This window comes from Fulvitalea axinellae (assembly GCF_036492835.1).
Classification (GTDB): Bacteria; Bacteroidota; Bacteroidia; order Cytophagales; family Cyclobacteriaceae; genus Fulvitalea; species Fulvitalea axinellae.
Window position 1 is genome coordinate 3,114,534 of the sequence record NZ_AP025314.1, and the last position, 18,180, is coordinate 3,132,713.

Below are 18,180 nucleotides of genomic sequence, written 5' to 3' on the forward strand. Positions count from 1 at the left end.
CGCGGATTAAATGGGTTTGAACATCAGGCGGTCAAGGTAGAGACGGCCACCAGCGAAGGAATCGAAACGGATGACGTGGGTTCCGCTTTCCTTGAATTCGTAGTCTCCGATCACAAAGCTTCTCGGCCCTCTGAACAAAGTGTTTTCGCTCTTCTCGCCATCTACGGAGATCTCAAAAACGCCCTCGCAACCTGTGCCAAACGATACGGAAACCTCGTATTTTCCTTTCAGGATCGCTTTGGTTTCGAATTCGAACCAGCCAGAAAAGGCGGAATAGCACTGCAGGTTGTCTTTGCCGTAGGCATTCATCCAGTTATAGTAGCGATAGGTAAACTGGTCGTAGCCTTCGGCCCTCCAGCGGGCGATATCTTTGGCGAAAAACGGCGTCTCGTTGTAATCGTTGTTCCAACGTTTCCCTATAAGTTCGGGCACGTCCGCGAAATCGTCAAAAACGGTAATCGGTTTGAGCTCTTCCTCATAAAGGATCTGCTTCATGGTATGGATCACAGCGTTTTTCGACTGAAAATCGAGGTTGAACAAATCCAACCTGTTTGAGCCTTCATCCACCAACACCCCAAAGTCGTCGTACTTCGGATTAAGGTAATAGGCTTTGTTTTCGTCCTTCACGAACTTCACCATCGATTTGCCGATCGTCAGGTAAATGTCGGAGCGGAAACGGTTCGAGTAAGTTTTGCCCGTAATGATATGGTGCCTGACGAAGCGGTGCAGTTTATTGTCTCTAGCCGTAAAATCGGAGCCGGAATTCAGGTGCGTCACCAAATCGTCGAAGTTGTTTATCCCTTGCGATTCGAAAACATCGTCCGTCTCAGCGAAAACGGTGTACTGCACCAAACGATCTTCGCTGTTTGCACGAAGTTCGAGCGTGTCGACCAAACCGGCTTTCTCAATGGCTTCGGCCAGAATGTTATATTTCCCAAGGGCTTTCAAGGTTTTGTAAACCCCGTTTCCGATCGGCTCGACCGGACGGTCAAGCGTGTGGAGGTAGCCGTTCGAGCATTCCACGTCACGCTCCACTATCTTGGAATTCTGGTTGACCGAAAGACCGTTCAGGCCGTCTTGGCCGAACATCACGGTCAGGTAGTTTCCGTTCATGGTGGAATCTGACATCGGCCCTTGGTTAAAGCTAAAGCTCTGGAAGCCTGTCATTACCGTATGGGTCTTCACCAACAAATCGATATAGTCGGCTTCCAGCCCTTCGATTCCACTAACCCCTTTCGCCTCATAAAAGGCTTTCATTCCCTCGTTTTTGCAGGCCAAGAAGGTATAATTTCCCCTTGCGCCCAGCATTCCGTAGTATTTCGAGGCTTTGAGTAGTTTCAACCACTCGTCGTACTCGCCGTCCGGAGAATTTCGCAAATATTGGATTACGGTCAGCAACCTGCTGTCGTCGTATGTGTCCGTATCGACCGGATCGTCGCAAGAGAACAGGACAAACGGCAAGCACAGCATAACGCCCAAAACCAAGCGTACGCCTTGTCGGAATATCTTATTCATAGTATGGATTCTGTTTTAGGTTCAGGTTGCTTCTCAGCTCATCGATATGGATTGGCAGGTAAAGGCTCATTGGGTCCGAAAGCAAACTCTGCCATTTCGGTATTTCGGTAGGTTCCACCCTGGCCGTAAGCACACTGATCAGTTTGCTTTTCCGCTCAAAGTTGTTCCTTTTCCCTACCCGCAACAGGTCGAACCAACGCTTGCCCTCAAAGGCGAATTCAAGTCCTCGCTCTTCCAGAATCGCGTCTTCGGCATCGTTGCGGTCTCCGGCCAAAATTTTCGGCCCCAGACCAGCACGCTTTCTGACTTTGTTAAGCTCTTTTTGGGCGGCGAAAAAGTCGCCCATGTGTACCAGAGCCTCGGCCTTCATCAACAGAATATCCGCATAGCGGTACACAATCCAGTTCGCGTCGCGGTCGGAAAACTTTCCGCCACCATAGAACTTACCGACCCACAGGCCGGAACCCTGGGCGGAGTTATCGATGATTGTCAAATCTCCCCGGATGTCATTCGCGTCATACAAATCCTCTACCTGAGGGCTGACCAAAAATGACGGATCGAAAAAATTAGATCCGTTCGACCCTCCGAAAAGCTTGTAAAGATTGTGTTGCTGGTTTTTGCCTTTGTCAAACTGTATTTCGAAAATACTTTCGTGCGTATTTCCTTCCTCAAAAATTCGGCTCCATTGGTCTCGTTCCATTAGGGCGAAAGTCGATCGGTTGATGATCTTATCGCACATCACCTTGCATTCGGCGTACATCTCGCTCCAAAGGTAAACGTCGGCCAAAAGGGCCTGAACCGCCGCCTTGGTGGCGAATCCCTTATTGTATTCCAGACCGGTATCGAAGCCTCTTGGAGCATAACGTTCAGCCCACTCAAGATCCTGCCTGATTTGGGCCAAAACGGTCTCTTCGTCGCTTTTTTCCAAGAAAATATCGACGTCGTCCGTGTCTGTCGGCTCCAAATAAAGCGGAACTTCCTTAAACGTTCTCACAAGGTAGAAGTAAGAAAGCGCCCGCTGGAAATAAGCTTCGGCCAAAAAAGCGTTCAGCTCTTTTTTCGTCAGCGACAAATCGGTTTTTCGCACATCGGGAGCGTATTTGATTACGGTGTTGGCATAATTGACAACCTTATAAATCCCGCCCCATTTCAAGACTTCGTTATTATCCAAAATCTCCAAATTAAGAATCCTATAGTAAGGAGTACTAAAATCCTCATCACTTGGACCTTGAACTACGAAATCGGAACGTATATCGCCCCAAAGAAAGAGTGTGTTCACTTGGGACCGTAGCTGGATATAGCCCGAATTAAGCGCCGTTCTGATATCCGTTTTCGATTTCCAAAAATCCTCAACGGTAATATCGTTCTGGGGTTCCAGCTTCAGCCAGTCGTTGCATGACGAAACGGACAAGGCCAGCAACACCGCCAACATATTTATGATTCCTTTTTTCATCATCTAGAAAATTACGGTTAAGCCCATGGTATAGGTCCGGCTAGGCGGCGTGGTGGAACGGTCGATACCGAAACTGAACGGATCAGCCCCCAACGGAACTTCGGGATCCTGCCCGGTGTAGTCCGTGAAAGTGTACAGGTTGTAGGCCGTAAAAAAGACCGAAAGATCGGTAACGTTGAATCGCTTAAGCCAGCTCTTCTCGAACCTGTAATTCACCGACAGGTTTTTCCAGCGCAAATACGATCCGTCTTCCACAAAACGATCCGAACCCAGCCAGTTGAAGGCCTTATCATACACCGCCCGGGGAATATCGGTGTCGTCGCCCGGATAACGCCAACGGCGCATAGTGGCCGTATTCTGGTTTTCGTTGCCGTACATATTTTCGGATCTCATACGAGAATCATTGACAATGTCCTGCCCCACCCTGTAATGAAAATTGGAGCTCAAACTCAGTCCTTTGTACGACACCCGGAAACCGAAACCTCCCGTAAAATCCGGGTTACTCGACCCCAAGAAAACAATATCGCCCTCATCGATTACCCCGTCGTGGTTGATATCTTCGTAAATGGCGTCGCCACCTTGGAAAGTGTAGTTCGATCCGCCCATCAGCATCCGCATCGGCTTACCCGTATTCTGATCGATCACGATCTCGCCAGTATCGTCGCGCACTATGGCGTCGGCGGTGTTTTTATATACGCCTTTGTACCTATAGCCGTAAAAACCGCCGATCGGGTCGCCCGTAACCACTCTTGTCGCATAATTGCCGTTGTCGAGAACATTGCCACTTTTCAAACTGAAGTTTTCCGGAATCTCATCGACAGTGTTTAGGTTTTTGGCGATGTTGAATTGCACGTCAACCCTCCAATCTTTGGTCTTGTACGGAACTCCGCGAAAGGAGAACTCAATCCCTTTGTTGCTCATCTCCCCTTGGTTTCGGGTCATCGATGAAAAACCTGAAGCCGTTGGCACATTCAAGGTCCAAAGCAAGTCGGTTGACTTTTTCTGATAAACGTCGAATTCCAAATTCAGGCGATTGTCGAAAAGCGCGGCCTCAAAGCCTAAGTTCGCCTGCGTAATGCGTTCCCATTTCAAATTGTTCAATCTGGCGTTGCTGGGATAAACGCCCAAAGCGTCCACATACGCTCCGCCCGCTTTGTAAATGCTGTAGTGGTTGAAACCGCCCGGAGCCCGGCCGTTCACACCGAAACTTCCGCGGATTTTCAATTCGTTCATCCACATCACATCCTCAAGGAAAGGTTCGTTGGAGATACGCCATGCCGCGCTAGAAAATGGAAACGCTCCCCAAGTGGTATTCGGGCCAAAATTTGAACTGGCGTCCAAGCGGGTTCCCAAATCCACGATATAGCGGTCTTTCCACTTATAGTGCCCGCGAACAACGGCCGCAACCCTTCTGGATTCCGAATTTCCAGCCGAAAGGCTAACAGGCGCAAGACCTCCCGCGCCGGGCGAATTGAATTCACCAGTCGGCAAACCGCCGGCGGTGACGGAAAACGGCGTGCTACTGCTCATTCCCGCTTCCCAACGTCCCACTACAGTCAGTTCGTGGTCCGTACCCAAATTCGGAGTGAATATCGCTTGGCTAATCGACTGAACGTTAAACGACTCGCTCGCACCTTGGGAAGAAACGTTAGTGGCCAAAGTGGACCAATCGGAGCTGGAAGCTTCCACTGGCATAAACTTGCTGGTGGCTCCGTTTACCAAATCGAACGAAATATCGTTCATCAGCAACAGATAGTCGGTCACGTTGTATTTTATCCTGAAAACAGAGCGGAAACGACTTTCCAAATAATTGTGTCGGGCTTTGTCTATCACCGCAACCGGATTGTACATTCCTCCCGAATTCAACGGTGTCCTTCTCGATTCGAAAGCGCTTGGTCTGGTATCCAGAAAGTACCTTCCCGTCAGATTATTGAGCGAATCCCTTTCGTAAATACTCTGATTCGGCATTTTCTTATAAGCCACCGAGCGCTCGTCGCCATAGTATGTCCGGTCGTTATCAGAACGGGTATAGGAGAAATCCGTACTGATTTTTAGCCTGTCCGTAACATTGTAGTCAAGGTTTGCACGGAACGAAAGCCTTTGCAGAAGCGTTTCCCTTGTTGTTCCTTCTTGGTTAAAATATCCCATACCGACCCTGTAACGGGCTTTTTCGCCTCCGCCAGCCAGCGAAACGTTATGTTCGTCGCTTCGGGCCGTCTGCGTAATCGCTCCCAACCAATCGGTGTCTTGGGAATAGTTATGGTAAAGTTCCCAATCCTTATCGTAATTCAGCTCCGGAATATCGCTGTCCGCAAAACTGCCTTTGACATTGAAGCGGGCCTCTTTCTGATAAGTCACATAATCCGGGCCACTGAGCATCGGGATAGCGTCTGGCTGAACAGACAAGAAACCTTTGTAATTATACCGCAATTGAGGCTTCATCTTTCTGCCCCGCCGAGTAGTAATCTGGATTACGCCGTTAGCGGCTTTCGAACCCCAAATCGCAGCGGAAGCGGCGTCTTTAAGGATTTCGATACTCGCTATATCATCAGGCGAAATAGACAACAACGCTCCATAATCACGGCTATCGGCCGAGTTAAAGTCAAAGGTATTATCGATCCGAACGTCGTAAGGCAGACCGTCCAGAACGATCAAAGGCTCCCTGTCGCCGTTGATAGTTGCCGTACCACGGATCCGAATCTGCATTCCCGCACCAGGATCGCCTGAAACCGCCGTAATATCCACGTTACTTATCTGGCCCTGAAGCATTTCGTCGACAGAGGCCACTCCCATTTGGTCCAAATCGTCAAGCTTCACTTGAGCGATGGCCGTCGCTTTGTCTTTGAGCGAGATCAGGCCGTCGCTGGTATAACGGTCTCCCCTGACTTCCACGGTCTCCAATCGGGTATTGGCTTCCTGCATATTTACATTCAGCACCGCCCGGCCGTTTACGACTTCCGTTATTTTGTCATAACCGATATACGCGAAACGCAATCTGGAATTCTCTTCCGTAAGCTTGATCATATAGAAACCGTTAAGGTCAGTTGGCACCCCTTGCACAAAACGGTTTTCCTTGTCTACTTCCACGATTGTGACGCCCACAAGAGCCTCTCCGGTGGTAGCATCCTTCACGTGCCCCTGCACAAGCATCCCTTTTTGGGCCACGGCCCTAAAAGACATGACGGAGCACAGAAGCATATAGATAAAAATTATTTTTTTCATGCTGATTGATTATTCTCCCAAGAGGATATTGTCAATGAGGTGAACTGTGCCTCCATTAGCCAAGATGTTGCTGTAACGGCTGTTTTCGATAACTTTGGCCGTATTGCCTTTGCCGTCTTTGAACACAAGATTTTCGGGAGCGTTCTCGACCCAAATATTCTCGAATTCCTTTTTTACGGGCTCAAGCATTGTCTTGAAACGTCCGCTCAGTGCTCCGTCAGAAAGTACGGTGGCGTCCTGAACAAAATGGTAATCGATAAAGGTCCTTAGAGCATCTTCGTCCTCGGGGATTTTCGCCCTTTCACGCTCGATCGCTTCGTTTGAGGGAACCAAAACCGTAATGTTTCTTTTGCCCGCCAGCTTGGTTATGGAACCGTTGTCCACATATCCCGCCTTGTCCAAAAGCTTTACAAACTCCGAATACTCATCTTCCCTGTTCGGGTCAAGAATATAAAACGAAGGCGACAAAGAAGGGGGTAACAGCACATGGTCTATTCCGTAAAAAGTACCGTTATTGCCGGTCTCATCGGTTAAGACCACAGAGTTGACAGTTCCCATTTCGTAATTGCCTCCGGACTTGATCTTCCCGTCTTTGATGATCAGATAATCCCCATCAGACAATGTTCGGGCAAAATTTCTGCTGTCAAGATCTTTGTAATCCGTACCTGACACCAAATGCATACTGAGTAAGCGCATAAGTTCTCCGTCGGAAAGTTCCTCGGCTTCGCCAGTAAACGGATGTTCGTACGAGAATTTGTCTTTCTGCTCATCATAGCTAAATCCGGCTTGCTCAAATGCCCTATCGCTCGGAAGAAAAACCGTACTCGGCCTATCAGGAGAAGTGACCAAAGAAGTGACTGTAGAATTAAATTTCTGGGCGATTTTAAGCATATACGAATATTCCGTATCAAACACCAAATGGCGAGTAGCGGCGCTGAACATCCTCGGTTCCAGAACTTTGTTCAGGCCATACACTACGGCGTTATTTACAATATTGGTATAAGCGACCTCCGTCTTGTCCAATTTCACCAGTTCCAAATTTCCCGTTACAAAGAACTTAAGCTGAGACGGGCGCAACCACATCTGGGCATAACGAAATACGTTGGCGCAATGGTTCTTTACGATCAAACGGATAATGTCATCGGGAATTTCCTGAATGGAACCGTAAGCGTTGTCATGCACAAGGTTCGTCATCAAGTATTCCTCCAACGCCTCGTTTGTGGGTACCGTTAGGTTATTCACCAAAGCGTTATCGAAATTGTTCCCTACAGGCCTATCATTGGCAATCCAATCCATTTGGTAATCGCCATAGGTTTTGGAGAACAGGGAATCTTTTACCTCTCCCAACTGTTTGTCCGTTGATTCCCTATCGAAGGAATACTTTGAAAACCTTCCTAAAAGCTCGTAAAAAAGGCTGTAATCCTCATTAGTCGCCAAAAACACCTCCGCGTTCGGAAGAATCGGAATTACCCTGTCGATAACATGCACAAAACCGTTGAGCGTTTTCTGGTTTGGCCTAACGGCAACGGCTCCGTGAACATTGAATCCCGTAAACTCGCTGTCCGGGAACAGGAAACTATAATCGTCCTCTTCCAACAGTCCACTGAACCTGTCATAGTGCATGATAGGCAGATACACCGTCTTTCGCGATAACTTAACAGATTCGCTAGTCTCTTGGTTCACATCCACAAAAGGAAGCGGATTGTAGATACTCGGCAATTTGAAAGACCAATCCGAACCGCTTCGGTTGTAGCCGTCTTCGCCAGGCACATCGCCCCAGCCTCCACGCCTATTCAAGCGTCTCATCTGATCCCAAGACAATGAGTTTCGCACTACATGTCCCCTAACCAACATCTTCAAAGCCTCCTCTTCCAGCTCGTCCACATCGGAAACGCCATACGTATCCTTAATGTACTTTAGGACAGCCTGATCCGTTGGCGGAAACACGGTATAAGCGCTACTTTCAAGGTCTTCCCTCATTTCCAATTTGTCAATCGCTTTAACAAATTGCTTAAGATCCTCCTGCTTTTCCATTGCGCCAACCAATCGATCCCCTAATGTTCCGGGAATCTCATAGTGCTCAATATCGTCCCTACATCCTAAGAACAGGAATGAAAGCAGAAGATAAATCGAGTAAAAGTTTCTCTTCATACAAAAACAGATTAGTGATATTATAAAAACAAAAAACAATTATGTCATCGCAGACATAGCTTTGTGAAACATTATAAAATAGTGCGTATTACAGAGAGCTCAATCATACGCATTGGAGGGGTAAAAAAGTCACACCAAAACGGCTCCGCAACTACCTTTCAGGTTAAAAACGGATTAATAAAAAACAAAACAGGATTACTAAAGGATTTAACCCTTTAAAACAAAGAAACAACAACCAACTCTAAATCAATAACTTAATAAGTTAATTGTTATTAATAAGAAACAAATTGTAGGTTAACGAAAAACTGGTTCCCTTTTTTAGAATTGGGGATTTCATTTCACTAAAAGAATATGATTATTAATACTATCGGATTATCTGATCTTTTATCTCTCAGCTTTTGATCTACCCCGACACCAAAATAACGCAGTGAATATCAAATGAGTAAAATTAATATAATACAATTTAATTACTAACACTAAATAGATCGAATAACGTAACGCAAACATCTATTTATCCCGTATATTATTCATAACGTAAAAACATCTAAGTATTAATCGAAATAATTTGCCCTATTACTATTTAAAGTTATTTTTACAATCCATAGCCCTTTCGGTAGACAGACAAAACCAATTTTCATGAATGCACATTTCCTATAACGGAAACCGTCATGTGCCATATCTGTGTTTTTTCATTCTCATACACTGGATGTCTTCCTGAAATTGTATGAGGATTTCCCTTACAATACCAAAAGTGCTTAGCCACAATCTCTAACTTGATTTTGTCATTATGATACCCCTTTTTGATTACCGGCCCATTCGACAACTCACCTTAGGCTGTACACTGTCTTTACTATTTTTGACATTACTTCCCCTCTCCTCCGTAAACTCACAGACGCTTTTATCGGAAAACGCCAATAACTCAAAAATCGGGAGACATTTCGCATTAAACGGAGGGGACTCGTGCGTTGATTTCGGAGAAGTTTCCTTCAAAACAGAATTCACTTTCTCGCTTTGGGTAAAACCAGAAACAGTTCATGAATACAACACTACCATTTTTTCATTGGGCGACCGTTTTCTTTTTAATATTGACAGATTCAACCGCCAACTATATGCGGTAAAAGTGAATCATATGGAACGGAGATTTCCCAATTCATTTATTAAAGAACGGAATTGGCAACACCTAACCTTTAGATACAAAAACGAGGTTATTGACCTTTATCAAAACGGGAAAAAGAAAGGTAGAATTCACTTTAAATTCCCTAACCGAAAATCCTATCGAATGATTATTGGCGGAGGGCCTTGGAGAGGTCATCTCAAAGGAAAAGTAGCCCATCCACTATTTTTTTCTTACGCCCTGAAAAGTGAAAAAATCAATAAACTGCACAACGATACCAAACCAAAAATTGATCTTAAAGACAACCTTTCTCTTTTTACAGGGCATGACCCCGAAAGTTGGAAAAGATCTTCTGACTGGAAAAACCTTGAACACCTCTTAAAGGAAAATGAAAATGCGAAAACCCATTTAGTGTTTAACAACAAAGAAACTCGTTCGCCACAAAGTGGCCCCGTTAATTCCGGAAACACGGGTACAATCTCACTTTGGGTTCTGCCTAAAAAAGATATCGGCAAAATGGCGATGGTAAATATAGGCAACTCGTTAGTGGCTCGCCTCGAATACGGGCAAGACATTACACTAATCGCACATCATAAACGGGAACATTATTTAAGGGGAATTAAGCTTTCGCATCGTATGCCATCCCATTTGGTCATTACTTTTTCCGAAGGAGATGAGGTCAAATTTTACCTAAACGGCCAATTAATCGAAAAACAAAAAATGGGACCAATCTGGCGGACTCCTATTTCACGAATCGACCTTGGGACTAGTTATTGGGGACAAAGCCAGAATTTTGTTGGATCAATGTACGATGTCGGCATTTGGACTAGGGAATTAACCGAAGAAGAAATACGTTTCTTATTTTCCAATTCGGAAAAAGCTTCGTTGATGTTGAGTCCTCCGAAAACAAAAAATGTTTTGACGAATAAAGTCTGGCCATTAGCTGTTTTAGTGTTAGCCTCCACAGGCATACCGTTTTTCTTTATTCGAAAACGGAGAAAGGCTTCGCTTTCTTCGGCCATTTTGGAAAACTATAAAGCCCCCACAATCAGGCTATTCGGAGAACTTGAAATTCTGAACAAAAAGAATTTTAACGTAGGCCAAGCCATGTCTCCAAAAATAAAAGAGATACTTATATTTATCCTTTTACGCACACTTCAAAATTCCTCCGTCAAGACAGCCGAACTAAACGAAATCTTCTGGCCTGGCCAAAACAAAGAAAAGACAAAGAATAACAGAGGGGTTTCTATCAAACGAATTCGTGATGTCTTGAAAGATTGCGAAAATATTGAATTAGTCTATGAACGAAACGGCTCCTGGAAAGTAAAATTAGGCGATTCAACGCTTTGCGATTATTCGGTATTGAAATCTCTAGTTTCCAAAACCGATAACATATCGATTAAACAGGGAATGGATATCCTCAAAAAAGGCGCATTTATTCCGTATGAGAAATACGATTCATTAAACGAATTCAGAACAGAATTCCTCTTCCTTCTTACAAAGGCCAAAGAAAGCTGGATAATAAAAAGCGATAAAATAACCGACTTGGAGAAAGAAGAGATCAAAAAAATTCTGCTCACTCACCAAACATCGGCCAAGACCTCAATTGCCTAAAAAACAAAACCGAAGACTTAACAATCACCGCGTTAAGTCTTCGGTCCCTAAACCGTCAATTTGAGCTATCCTTTCGTCTAAAATCAAACATGCTTTAATTTCGCAAAACCTTCCGTCTCGACTTTCTTTTCCTTCACATCCCCCGTAAAGTTCACGACAGATACGCCATCGGCGAAAACCTTTAGGAAACGGCTGACATTCACCGAAACCTTCGACGAAATTCTCGCAACCACATACACCACTTCGCTAGACATTTCCAAAGCATTGACCTTGGCCGTTTCCGAAGCGTCCACTTGCAACTTATCACAAGAACCGCTCACTGTTACGCTGGATAATTCCGTACTGTTAATCTCAACATATCGGCAGTCAATATCCTCCACTTCCACATCACTTCTATTGTGCGTATTGATCCGAAAAGATTTCGATTCTACTCCGTAAATAAGCACCTCTGCTTTGCCCAAAGCTCTTACGTCCTCAAGAGAAGGCACATACACTTTCACTTTTAACTTCCCACCTGATGAAGCTGCGTTCCTAAATTGTTCCGAAGAAGCGTCAAGAGTCAACCTTTCTCCATTATGTTCGAAGTCCAAGGCTTCTAGTTGGCCACTTTGGCCCTCGATTTCCATTCTACAGTGAACACCCCGCTCGACAACCACACTGATATCGCCATCCACTTCCAGTTCCGAAAAATCCCTAAATTTCACCGTTTTACGCGTATTATCACTGGCGTCGCAAGTCACACAAAGCAACTGATTGTCCCTACCAAACGCCCAAGTGTTAGCCGTCAACTGACTGTTTGAGCGCCTGTCAATATTGCCCCGTAAGAGGTGAACAAGGTTTTCCCCAACCGTAAACTTTTTCCCAACAGGAATATAGATAGTGGTATGCACATTCTGGAAAGCGTATTTCGCTCCTTCCACAAACGTTAAATTCGAATCAAAATACAGCTCGTCTCCCTCCAACGCGACATTGTACTTAGCCATTTCAGCGTTTTCCAAAGCGCCTCTCCTGGTCCTTCCTTGGGCCGTAAACTCTTTCATAATCTGGATATCCGAACCTTGGTAACCTTTGATTCTCACATCCGCCATCATAGGCTCAGGGTACCCTACCTCTCGCAGACGAAGTTTCAGCAACCCTTCGTTGGGAAACGGAATCGTTTCGCTGATTCGCTTCGTGGACCTATCGTCAAATTCCATCACCGTACGGGGGATAAAAATCCCCATTCCTATCAGACTCAAAGCCCATAAGCCAACGAATGACCAAACCGTACCACTCTTCAGACTAATCCGCTTAGTCAACATCACGATACTGCCCATTATCACAAAAACCAACGGTAGCAAAATCGCAAAGAATATCGAAATCACTCCCCAAGCCGGAAACGAAGCCCTGATAATCGACATCGGGTAGTCTTCCCCATTAAAGAAAACCGCCGAATCAAAAATTCCCAGGTACGCTCCCGTAACAGTCACCAAAGCCACTACTCCAAGCAAGCCAAAGAGGCCCAATGCCGTTCCGAAAACAAAACGGGCCATCTCAAAAATCACTTTAAGCACAGGCGAGAATATGTCGCCGATTCCTTTGAAGAAATTCTTCAGAAAACCGATCGGAACCAATATTATCTGACTAGCTACTCTACCGAATCGACCAAGCCCCGCCGAAATACGCTCATTCTTCAAACTATCGCTTTCCAAGCTTTTCTTTATCCTTGCCTCGATATTAGTCAAGGTTACCGGATCTCCTTTCATCTGAACCTTCTCCGTGATCGAGTTCGCCTCCGGCAAAATTATCCAGAGAATGATATACAATACAGGACCGGAAAGCCACAGAAACAACGAAATCACGAAAACCAAGCGAACGATAACCGGATCAATGCCGAAATATGACGCTATTCCGCTAGACACCCCGCCCAAAAGCTTATTGTCCGGATCCCGAAACAGCTTTTTGTGCTTATCATTTGACTTCAGGTCAAAAACCGGAGGAAGCGCGATCCACAGCGCCACATAAGCCAAAAGCAACGGAGTCATAATCGGCCAGTTGAACGAAGTGCCCAACAGTCCCAACAGAAAAATAAGCCTAAACCAAAGCGGATCAACATTGAAATAATGCCCCAAGCCCGAAAACACGCCACCGAGCAATTTCCGCTTCATATCCCTGCAAAGCGACGCCGGACGCGAACGCCCCTCTTCCTCGATTCCCTGATACACGTCTTCCGCAAACGGGCTGTCCTCATCCTTTACAGGAGGAGTCTCTCCCACCGCTTTAAAATCTTCCACGCTTCCCATCCGGGTGATCAAGTCATCCACGTCCTCTCGGTTGATCACCTGCTTGGTCTTGTTGAGTTTCGACAGAAAGATCTCCGCAATCCGGTTTTCGATGTCCTCTATAATCTCGTGACTGTCTTCAAACGAAGAAAAGTAACGGTTAATAGAACCCAAATACCGGTTTAACCGCTCGTAACCGTCCTCCTCCACATGGAATATGATGCCGCTTATACTGATGCTAATGTTCTTTTTCATGACGGCTTATTTTTATCGTTGTTAATAATCAGGTTGGCCGAGCGCTCTATCCCCTGCCAAGTCTCATTCATCTGCTCCAAAAGTTCGAAACCTGTCGCTGTCAGCGAATAATATTTCCTAGGTGGCCCCGAATCCGACTCCACCCATTTATAGTCCAGCAATCCCGCTTTCCTTAACCTGTTCAGCAAAGGGTAAAGCGTCCCCTCCACCACCATGAAGTCCGCATCCTTCAATTCGGAGATCAGGCTTGAGGCGTACACCTCTCCCCTAGAGATTATATGCAGTACACAAAACTCCAAGATGCCTTTCTTCATCTGTATTTTTACATTTTCGATATTCATAGTAAAGCGATTCTTTACAGAACTGAATTTTAGCAATGTTACTGGACAAAAGCCAGTACAGTCGGAGTATACGCCGGCTTTACCCAGCGTCTAAACTTGACCAATTAGCTTGCCTTTCACAGTACTATTATACGAAACAGTACCTTGCATAGCCAATTACCTAGCGTAAAAAAATACGAACGGCAAATCACATCCATAAACGGCGCCCCACTGTAAGGAAAATTCAAAAAAAAGATCAGGTGTCACTATCATTTCCCAGCCCCAAGTTTAAGCCCTTACATTTGGATCGATAAACTCATAATTTTATTTTTGCATAACATTTATTTCAAATAATAACTTTCCAATTATAATCGTAGTGCATGTTTCCTCCTGTTGTCACAAAACAGGATCAACTCACGAAAACCTCCCATTATGAGTCCACACTACTTACGTTACCAGCGACTTACCTTCCTGCTGGCCATCTCGTTCCTCTTTGGAGCATGCAATGCCCTTATGACAGAAGATCTCGACGGCGTTCAGCTCAAAACTTCGATAGCCTTGCCAATGGGCGAGACTCAATACACGATCGAAAACCTTCTTGACCAGATGGATGACGAGCTTGCGATTGAAGAAAAGGAAATAGGAGGAAAAAAAGTTCTGCAATTCGCATACGAGCAAGATCTCGCCACTGTAGACTTGGGCGATATCGTTAGCGTACCGAACCAATCTTTCCCCGCCAACGGATTTCAAGACATTGAAATCACGCCCGTGGACATCCCGGTTCCGATTGATCTCACCCTACCTTTACAAGTGGGTCTGGACGAGAGTTGGGACATGGACTTTGGAGGAAACAAACTCGACGAAGCCCGTTTCAAATCCGGCGTTATCACTATCGAGCTGGCTTCGACAGTTCCAGTGAGATTAGACGCTGATTTTGACTTGCCTTCGCTGAAAACCGGAACATCCGAAACGCCTTTCAGCAGGCATATTTCCCTGGAGCCTTTTGGCACCCAAATCATCAGAATGCCACTTGCCGGCAACAAATTCCTCTTCACCGACGAAAACATCGGAGTCAGAAATCAACTCCAATTTTCTTTCAGCAATTTTGTCCTGAATTTCACAAGCAACACGACAGTCCAAGCCGGATCTGCACTTCGTTTCAGGATTAATGTCGCCAATGTTGTACCCGACGTATTTCTTGGAAGGTTCGCAAAAAGAGAGATCTCCCTTGACAATCAGTCTATCGATATCGACGTATTTGACAACGAGCTTTTGGGTAACGTCTTCTTCGCCGACCCAACACTCAGCTTGATCGTAGATAACGGAATCGGGCTTTACATGGCCGCCGATATCCGCTCGATCACAGGTATCAGCTCAAACGGAACCTTTACAGAAATGGACGGAACCTTCTTTAACGAGGACAATCCGCACGAAATACTCAGGCCCTCAACCAAAGGACAGCAGGTCGAAACGGTAATCAGCCTTAACAAGAGCAACTCCAACTTGCCTGATTTCCTTTCCAAAATGCCGAAAAGGCTTATGTTCGACGCCAAATTCCTTACAGGTACCGGCGAAGACGACAACTTGCCACAAGAGTTTATCGACTCTAACACCACATTGGGCATGAAAGCCCGCGCCGAACTGCCGCTTGACTTGGCTTTGGCCGGATTCACTTACACTAACACGGCCGAAGCTGAGGACTTTGACGAGGAAGACGCCGAAAACATAGAGGAAGCTTTGTTGAAAATCACAACCAGCAACAAAATTCCGATTGGCATGAAATTGCAAATCAATTTCCTTGACGCCCAGAAGAAGCAGGTCGCCACTTTATTTGACGAAAACACCGACAACACCATCATCAAAGCCGCACAAACCGGGTCTGACGGATTCGTGACCGAGGCTACAAAACAAGAGGCCCGCATTTACATGGGCCGTGAGCTTATCGACAAGCTCCCGGATGTAAAGCACTACGAAATAGTATTGACTATCGAGACAGGAGGTTCCGATCCCGTTAAGTTCGAAAAGTCGAACACCATCGACATTCAGCTTGCCGTGCAAGCCAAATTCAAGGTCAACGAAGACATTTAAGCGACACCATCCATGAAAAATATAAAAAGACTTTTACAGCTTACGCTTTGCGCCTTGGCCTTTATTATGGTTTCCAACACGGCACAAGCGCAGTATGACTTGACGCTTTACAACATAGGCAACCGACTGCCTCAAGGCAACCGGCTGAACCCGGCTTTCTTCCCGGACTCACGAATGTATTTGGGATTACCTGTAGTCTCCGGAACCTCTGTCAACGTAACCAGCGGTTTCAGCCTCAGCGACGCAATACGGGAAAACGGCCAAAACAGCAACGTTCTGGACCTGAATTACCTTTTGGAGAATATCTCCGAAAACGAATTCTACGCCCAAAAGCTTCACTTCCCTCTTCTCAACCTCGGTATCCGCTCCAAAAGAGCCTATTTCACGTTCGATATCAATTACAGGCACGAAGGAGGCATGAACCTGCCCAAAGACCTCTTGGCCACATTAGCCAGAGGTAACGGACATAACGGCGATTACAAAGAGGCCGCTACAAAAGGCTTTGTGGACCAAATCCCGAACGAGGTTCTTGAAACCATGAACTTCGACAATCTGAAGCTTTCCCAGACCTCCTACACCGAAATCGGATTCGGATACGGCAGGCGTTTCGGCGACCGTCTTCATTTAGGCGCAAAAGTCAAATTCCTTTGGGGACACGCGAATATCGAAACCGAGGGACTCGAAGGCCAATTGGTAACACGCCCGTCAAATTACGCCCTGAGGATGAATCTCGGCAGTTCGCCTGTTATCCGCACGGCCGGCATCATGGCCCTGTCTGACGATAGCGAAAGCGAATACGATGATCCGATGGATTACATACTGGAAAGCAGAAACTTCGGTATGGGCTTCGACTTTGGCGGACTTTTCAGACTCGACGACAAATGGAGCTTCTCGGCCTCATTGGTGGATGTCGGGTATATCACTTGGAAAGACGACATCAAAAACACCCATCTCGAAAACGCCTACGAAGCAAACGGCGAAGACATCGACCGCTTCTTCGAGCTTAAAGCCGAATATGATGACGATTTCTTCACTTACTTCGTAGATCAACTCGAAGACAAGTACTCTGATCCAGAAGAGAAAAAAGACAAATACACCACTTGGCTCAACGGCCGTATGTACGCTAACGCTACCTACAAAGTGACCGATTATTTCTCTACGGGCGCTACTTTTGTCGGTCATGCCTTCGGCGAATCTTTCAATCCAGGCCTTAATGTTTTCGGTAACCTCAGCGTAAAAGAATGGCTCCTCTTCAACGCCAATGTAGGCTATGTCAACAAGTCATTCAACAACGTCGGTGTGGGCACAGTCTTCACTGGCGGGCCAGTACAGCTCTTCCTCGCTACCGACAACTTGTTTGGCGCATTGGACCTCAATGAGGCTCGCCAAGTCGATTTCCGCTTCGGCTTCAACTTTCTTATCGGAAGGAAAAAAGGACGCGAGTGGCGTGACAAACACGAAAGCCAACTCAAAGACTATAGAATTGGCTCAAATGAAAACAGCTCAGAAAGCGACTCCGACACCGAGTTTTAAAATCATTTAATCACAAAAAAGCCGGACGGTTAACCCGTCCGGCTTTTTTGTTTACTCTTTTCGGTGCTTAGGGCTTATTCATCCTCCTCTGTCTCGAAAGAATAAAGTGTTTTATCAAGCTTCAGCGAGTCTTCGTTATAATCCTTGACAAAGCTTGCGATCACCTTGTCAGTAACTTCCTCCACATTCAAGCTGGCGTCCAACGCCACACCGTACTCGGCACGATTGTCAATCTCCACGTGCTCCGAAACCTTAATGTCATCCTCTTCCTCAAGTTGCATGATCACCTCGGCCATAAACAACCCGATTTCCTCTTCCAAGTCGTCTAAATTCCTTAAGTCCCCGTTCTCGTCCTCTTCGTATTTGATCTGACGATATTCCGGAAACTGCTTGGCCGCCTGATGTTCGGCCACTTCATACAACTGGCTGTTGTAGTGTAGCCTCAAAGTATACAAAAACGTATCATAAATCACCGCACGCCCTTCAAAACGTCCGATGAAACGGAAGTGGACAAACTCGTCATTATTATCCTCCGAGTCCACTACCTCAAATGTCTTTCCGCTCTTCTGCAATCTCTCCCGCAGGGCGTCTATCTCTTTAGGATCAAATCCCGGATTGTCATATTTGTTAGGCATATCAAAAGTTCTCTTCTAT

The 18,180-nt window shown here is 45.9% G+C and carries 10 protein-coding genes; 3 read left to right on the forward strand and 7 right to left on the reverse strand.

Going from position 1 to position 18,180, the window contains the following annotated elements; all coding sequences use genetic code 11:
• Window positions 1-6: 6 nt before the first annotated feature.
• Genes AABK39_RS11755 through AABK39_RS11770 form a run of 4 tightly spaced genes read right to left on the reverse strand, consistent with a single transcriptional unit; the run spans window position 7 to window position 8,341 of the window.
• Window positions 7-1,515, reverse strand: a complete 1,509-nt coding sequence (locus tag AABK39_RS11755) for a fasciclin domain-containing protein (RefSeq protein ID WP_338391547.1) — start codon at window positions 1,513-1,515, stop codon at window positions 7-9.
• A complete protein-coding gene (locus AABK39_RS11760) occupies window positions 1,508-2,971 on the reverse strand; it encodes a RagB/SusD family nutrient uptake outer membrane protein (protein ID WP_338391548.1) in 1,464 nt (487 codons plus the stop codon). Before AABK39_RS11760 ends, AABK39_RS11755 begins: the two co-directional genes overlap by 8 nt.
• On the reverse strand, window positions 2,972-6,190 hold the full coding sequence (locus AABK39_RS11765) for a SusC/RagA family TonB-linked outer membrane protein (RefSeq protein WP_338391549.1): 3,219 nt from the start codon (window positions 6,188-6,190) through the stop codon (window positions 2,972-2,974).
• Window positions 6,191-6,199: 9 nt separating this feature from the next.
• Complete coding sequence (locus AABK39_RS11770) at window positions 6,200-8,341, reverse strand: fasciclin domain-containing protein (RefSeq protein ID WP_338391550.1); 2,142 nt, start codon at window positions 8,339-8,341, stop codon at window positions 6,200-6,202.
• 787 nt (window positions 8,342-9,128) lie between these two features.
• Between AABK39_RS11770 and AABK39_RS11775 the strand changes: the two genes are divergently transcribed.
• Complete coding sequence (locus AABK39_RS11775; protein WP_338391551.1) at window positions 9,129-11,069, forward strand: LamG-like jellyroll fold domain-containing protein; 1,941 nt, start codon at window positions 9,129-9,131, stop codon at window positions 11,067-11,069.
• An 83-nt stretch (window positions 11,070-11,152) separates the two neighbouring features.
• On the opposite strand, the gene AABK39_RS11780 is transcribed toward AABK39_RS11775, so the two are convergent.
• Together AABK39_RS11780 and AABK39_RS11785 are read right to left on the reverse strand one after the other, a co-directional pair.
• Window positions 11,153-13,585, reverse strand: a complete 2,433-nt coding sequence (locus AABK39_RS11780; RefSeq protein WP_338391552.1) for a PspC domain-containing protein — start codon at window positions 13,583-13,585, stop codon at window positions 11,153-11,155.
• The gene (locus AABK39_RS11785; RefSeq protein ID WP_338391553.1) at window positions 13,582-13,926 is read right to left on the reverse strand and encodes a PadR family transcriptional regulator; all 345 of its coding nucleotides are present in this window, start codon (window positions 13,924-13,926) and stop codon (window positions 13,582-13,584) included. Before AABK39_RS11785 ends, AABK39_RS11780 begins: the two co-directional genes overlap by 4 nt.
• A 411-nt stretch (window positions 13,927-14,337) precedes the next feature.
• Here AABK39_RS11785 and AABK39_RS11790 point away from each other — a divergent pair, with 411 nt between their 5' ends.
• A complete protein-coding gene (locus tag AABK39_RS11790) occupies window positions 14,338-15,993 on the forward strand; it encodes a hypothetical protein (protein ID WP_338391554.1) in 1,656 nt (551 codons plus the stop codon).
• 12 nt (window positions 15,994-16,005) lie between these two features.
• Window positions 16,006-17,526, forward strand: a complete 1,521-nt coding sequence (locus AABK39_RS11795) for a DUF5723 family protein (protein WP_338391555.1) — start codon at window positions 16,006-16,008, stop codon at window positions 17,524-17,526.
• Window positions 17,527-17,600: 74 nt separating this feature from the next.
• Here AABK39_RS11795 and AABK39_RS11800 read toward each other — a convergent pair whose 3' ends face one another.
• Entirely contained in the window at window positions 17,601-18,161 is a 561-nt protein-coding gene (locus tag AABK39_RS11800; RefSeq protein WP_338391556.1) for a hypothetical protein, read from the reverse strand.
• Window positions 18,162-18,180: the final 19 nt, after the last annotated feature.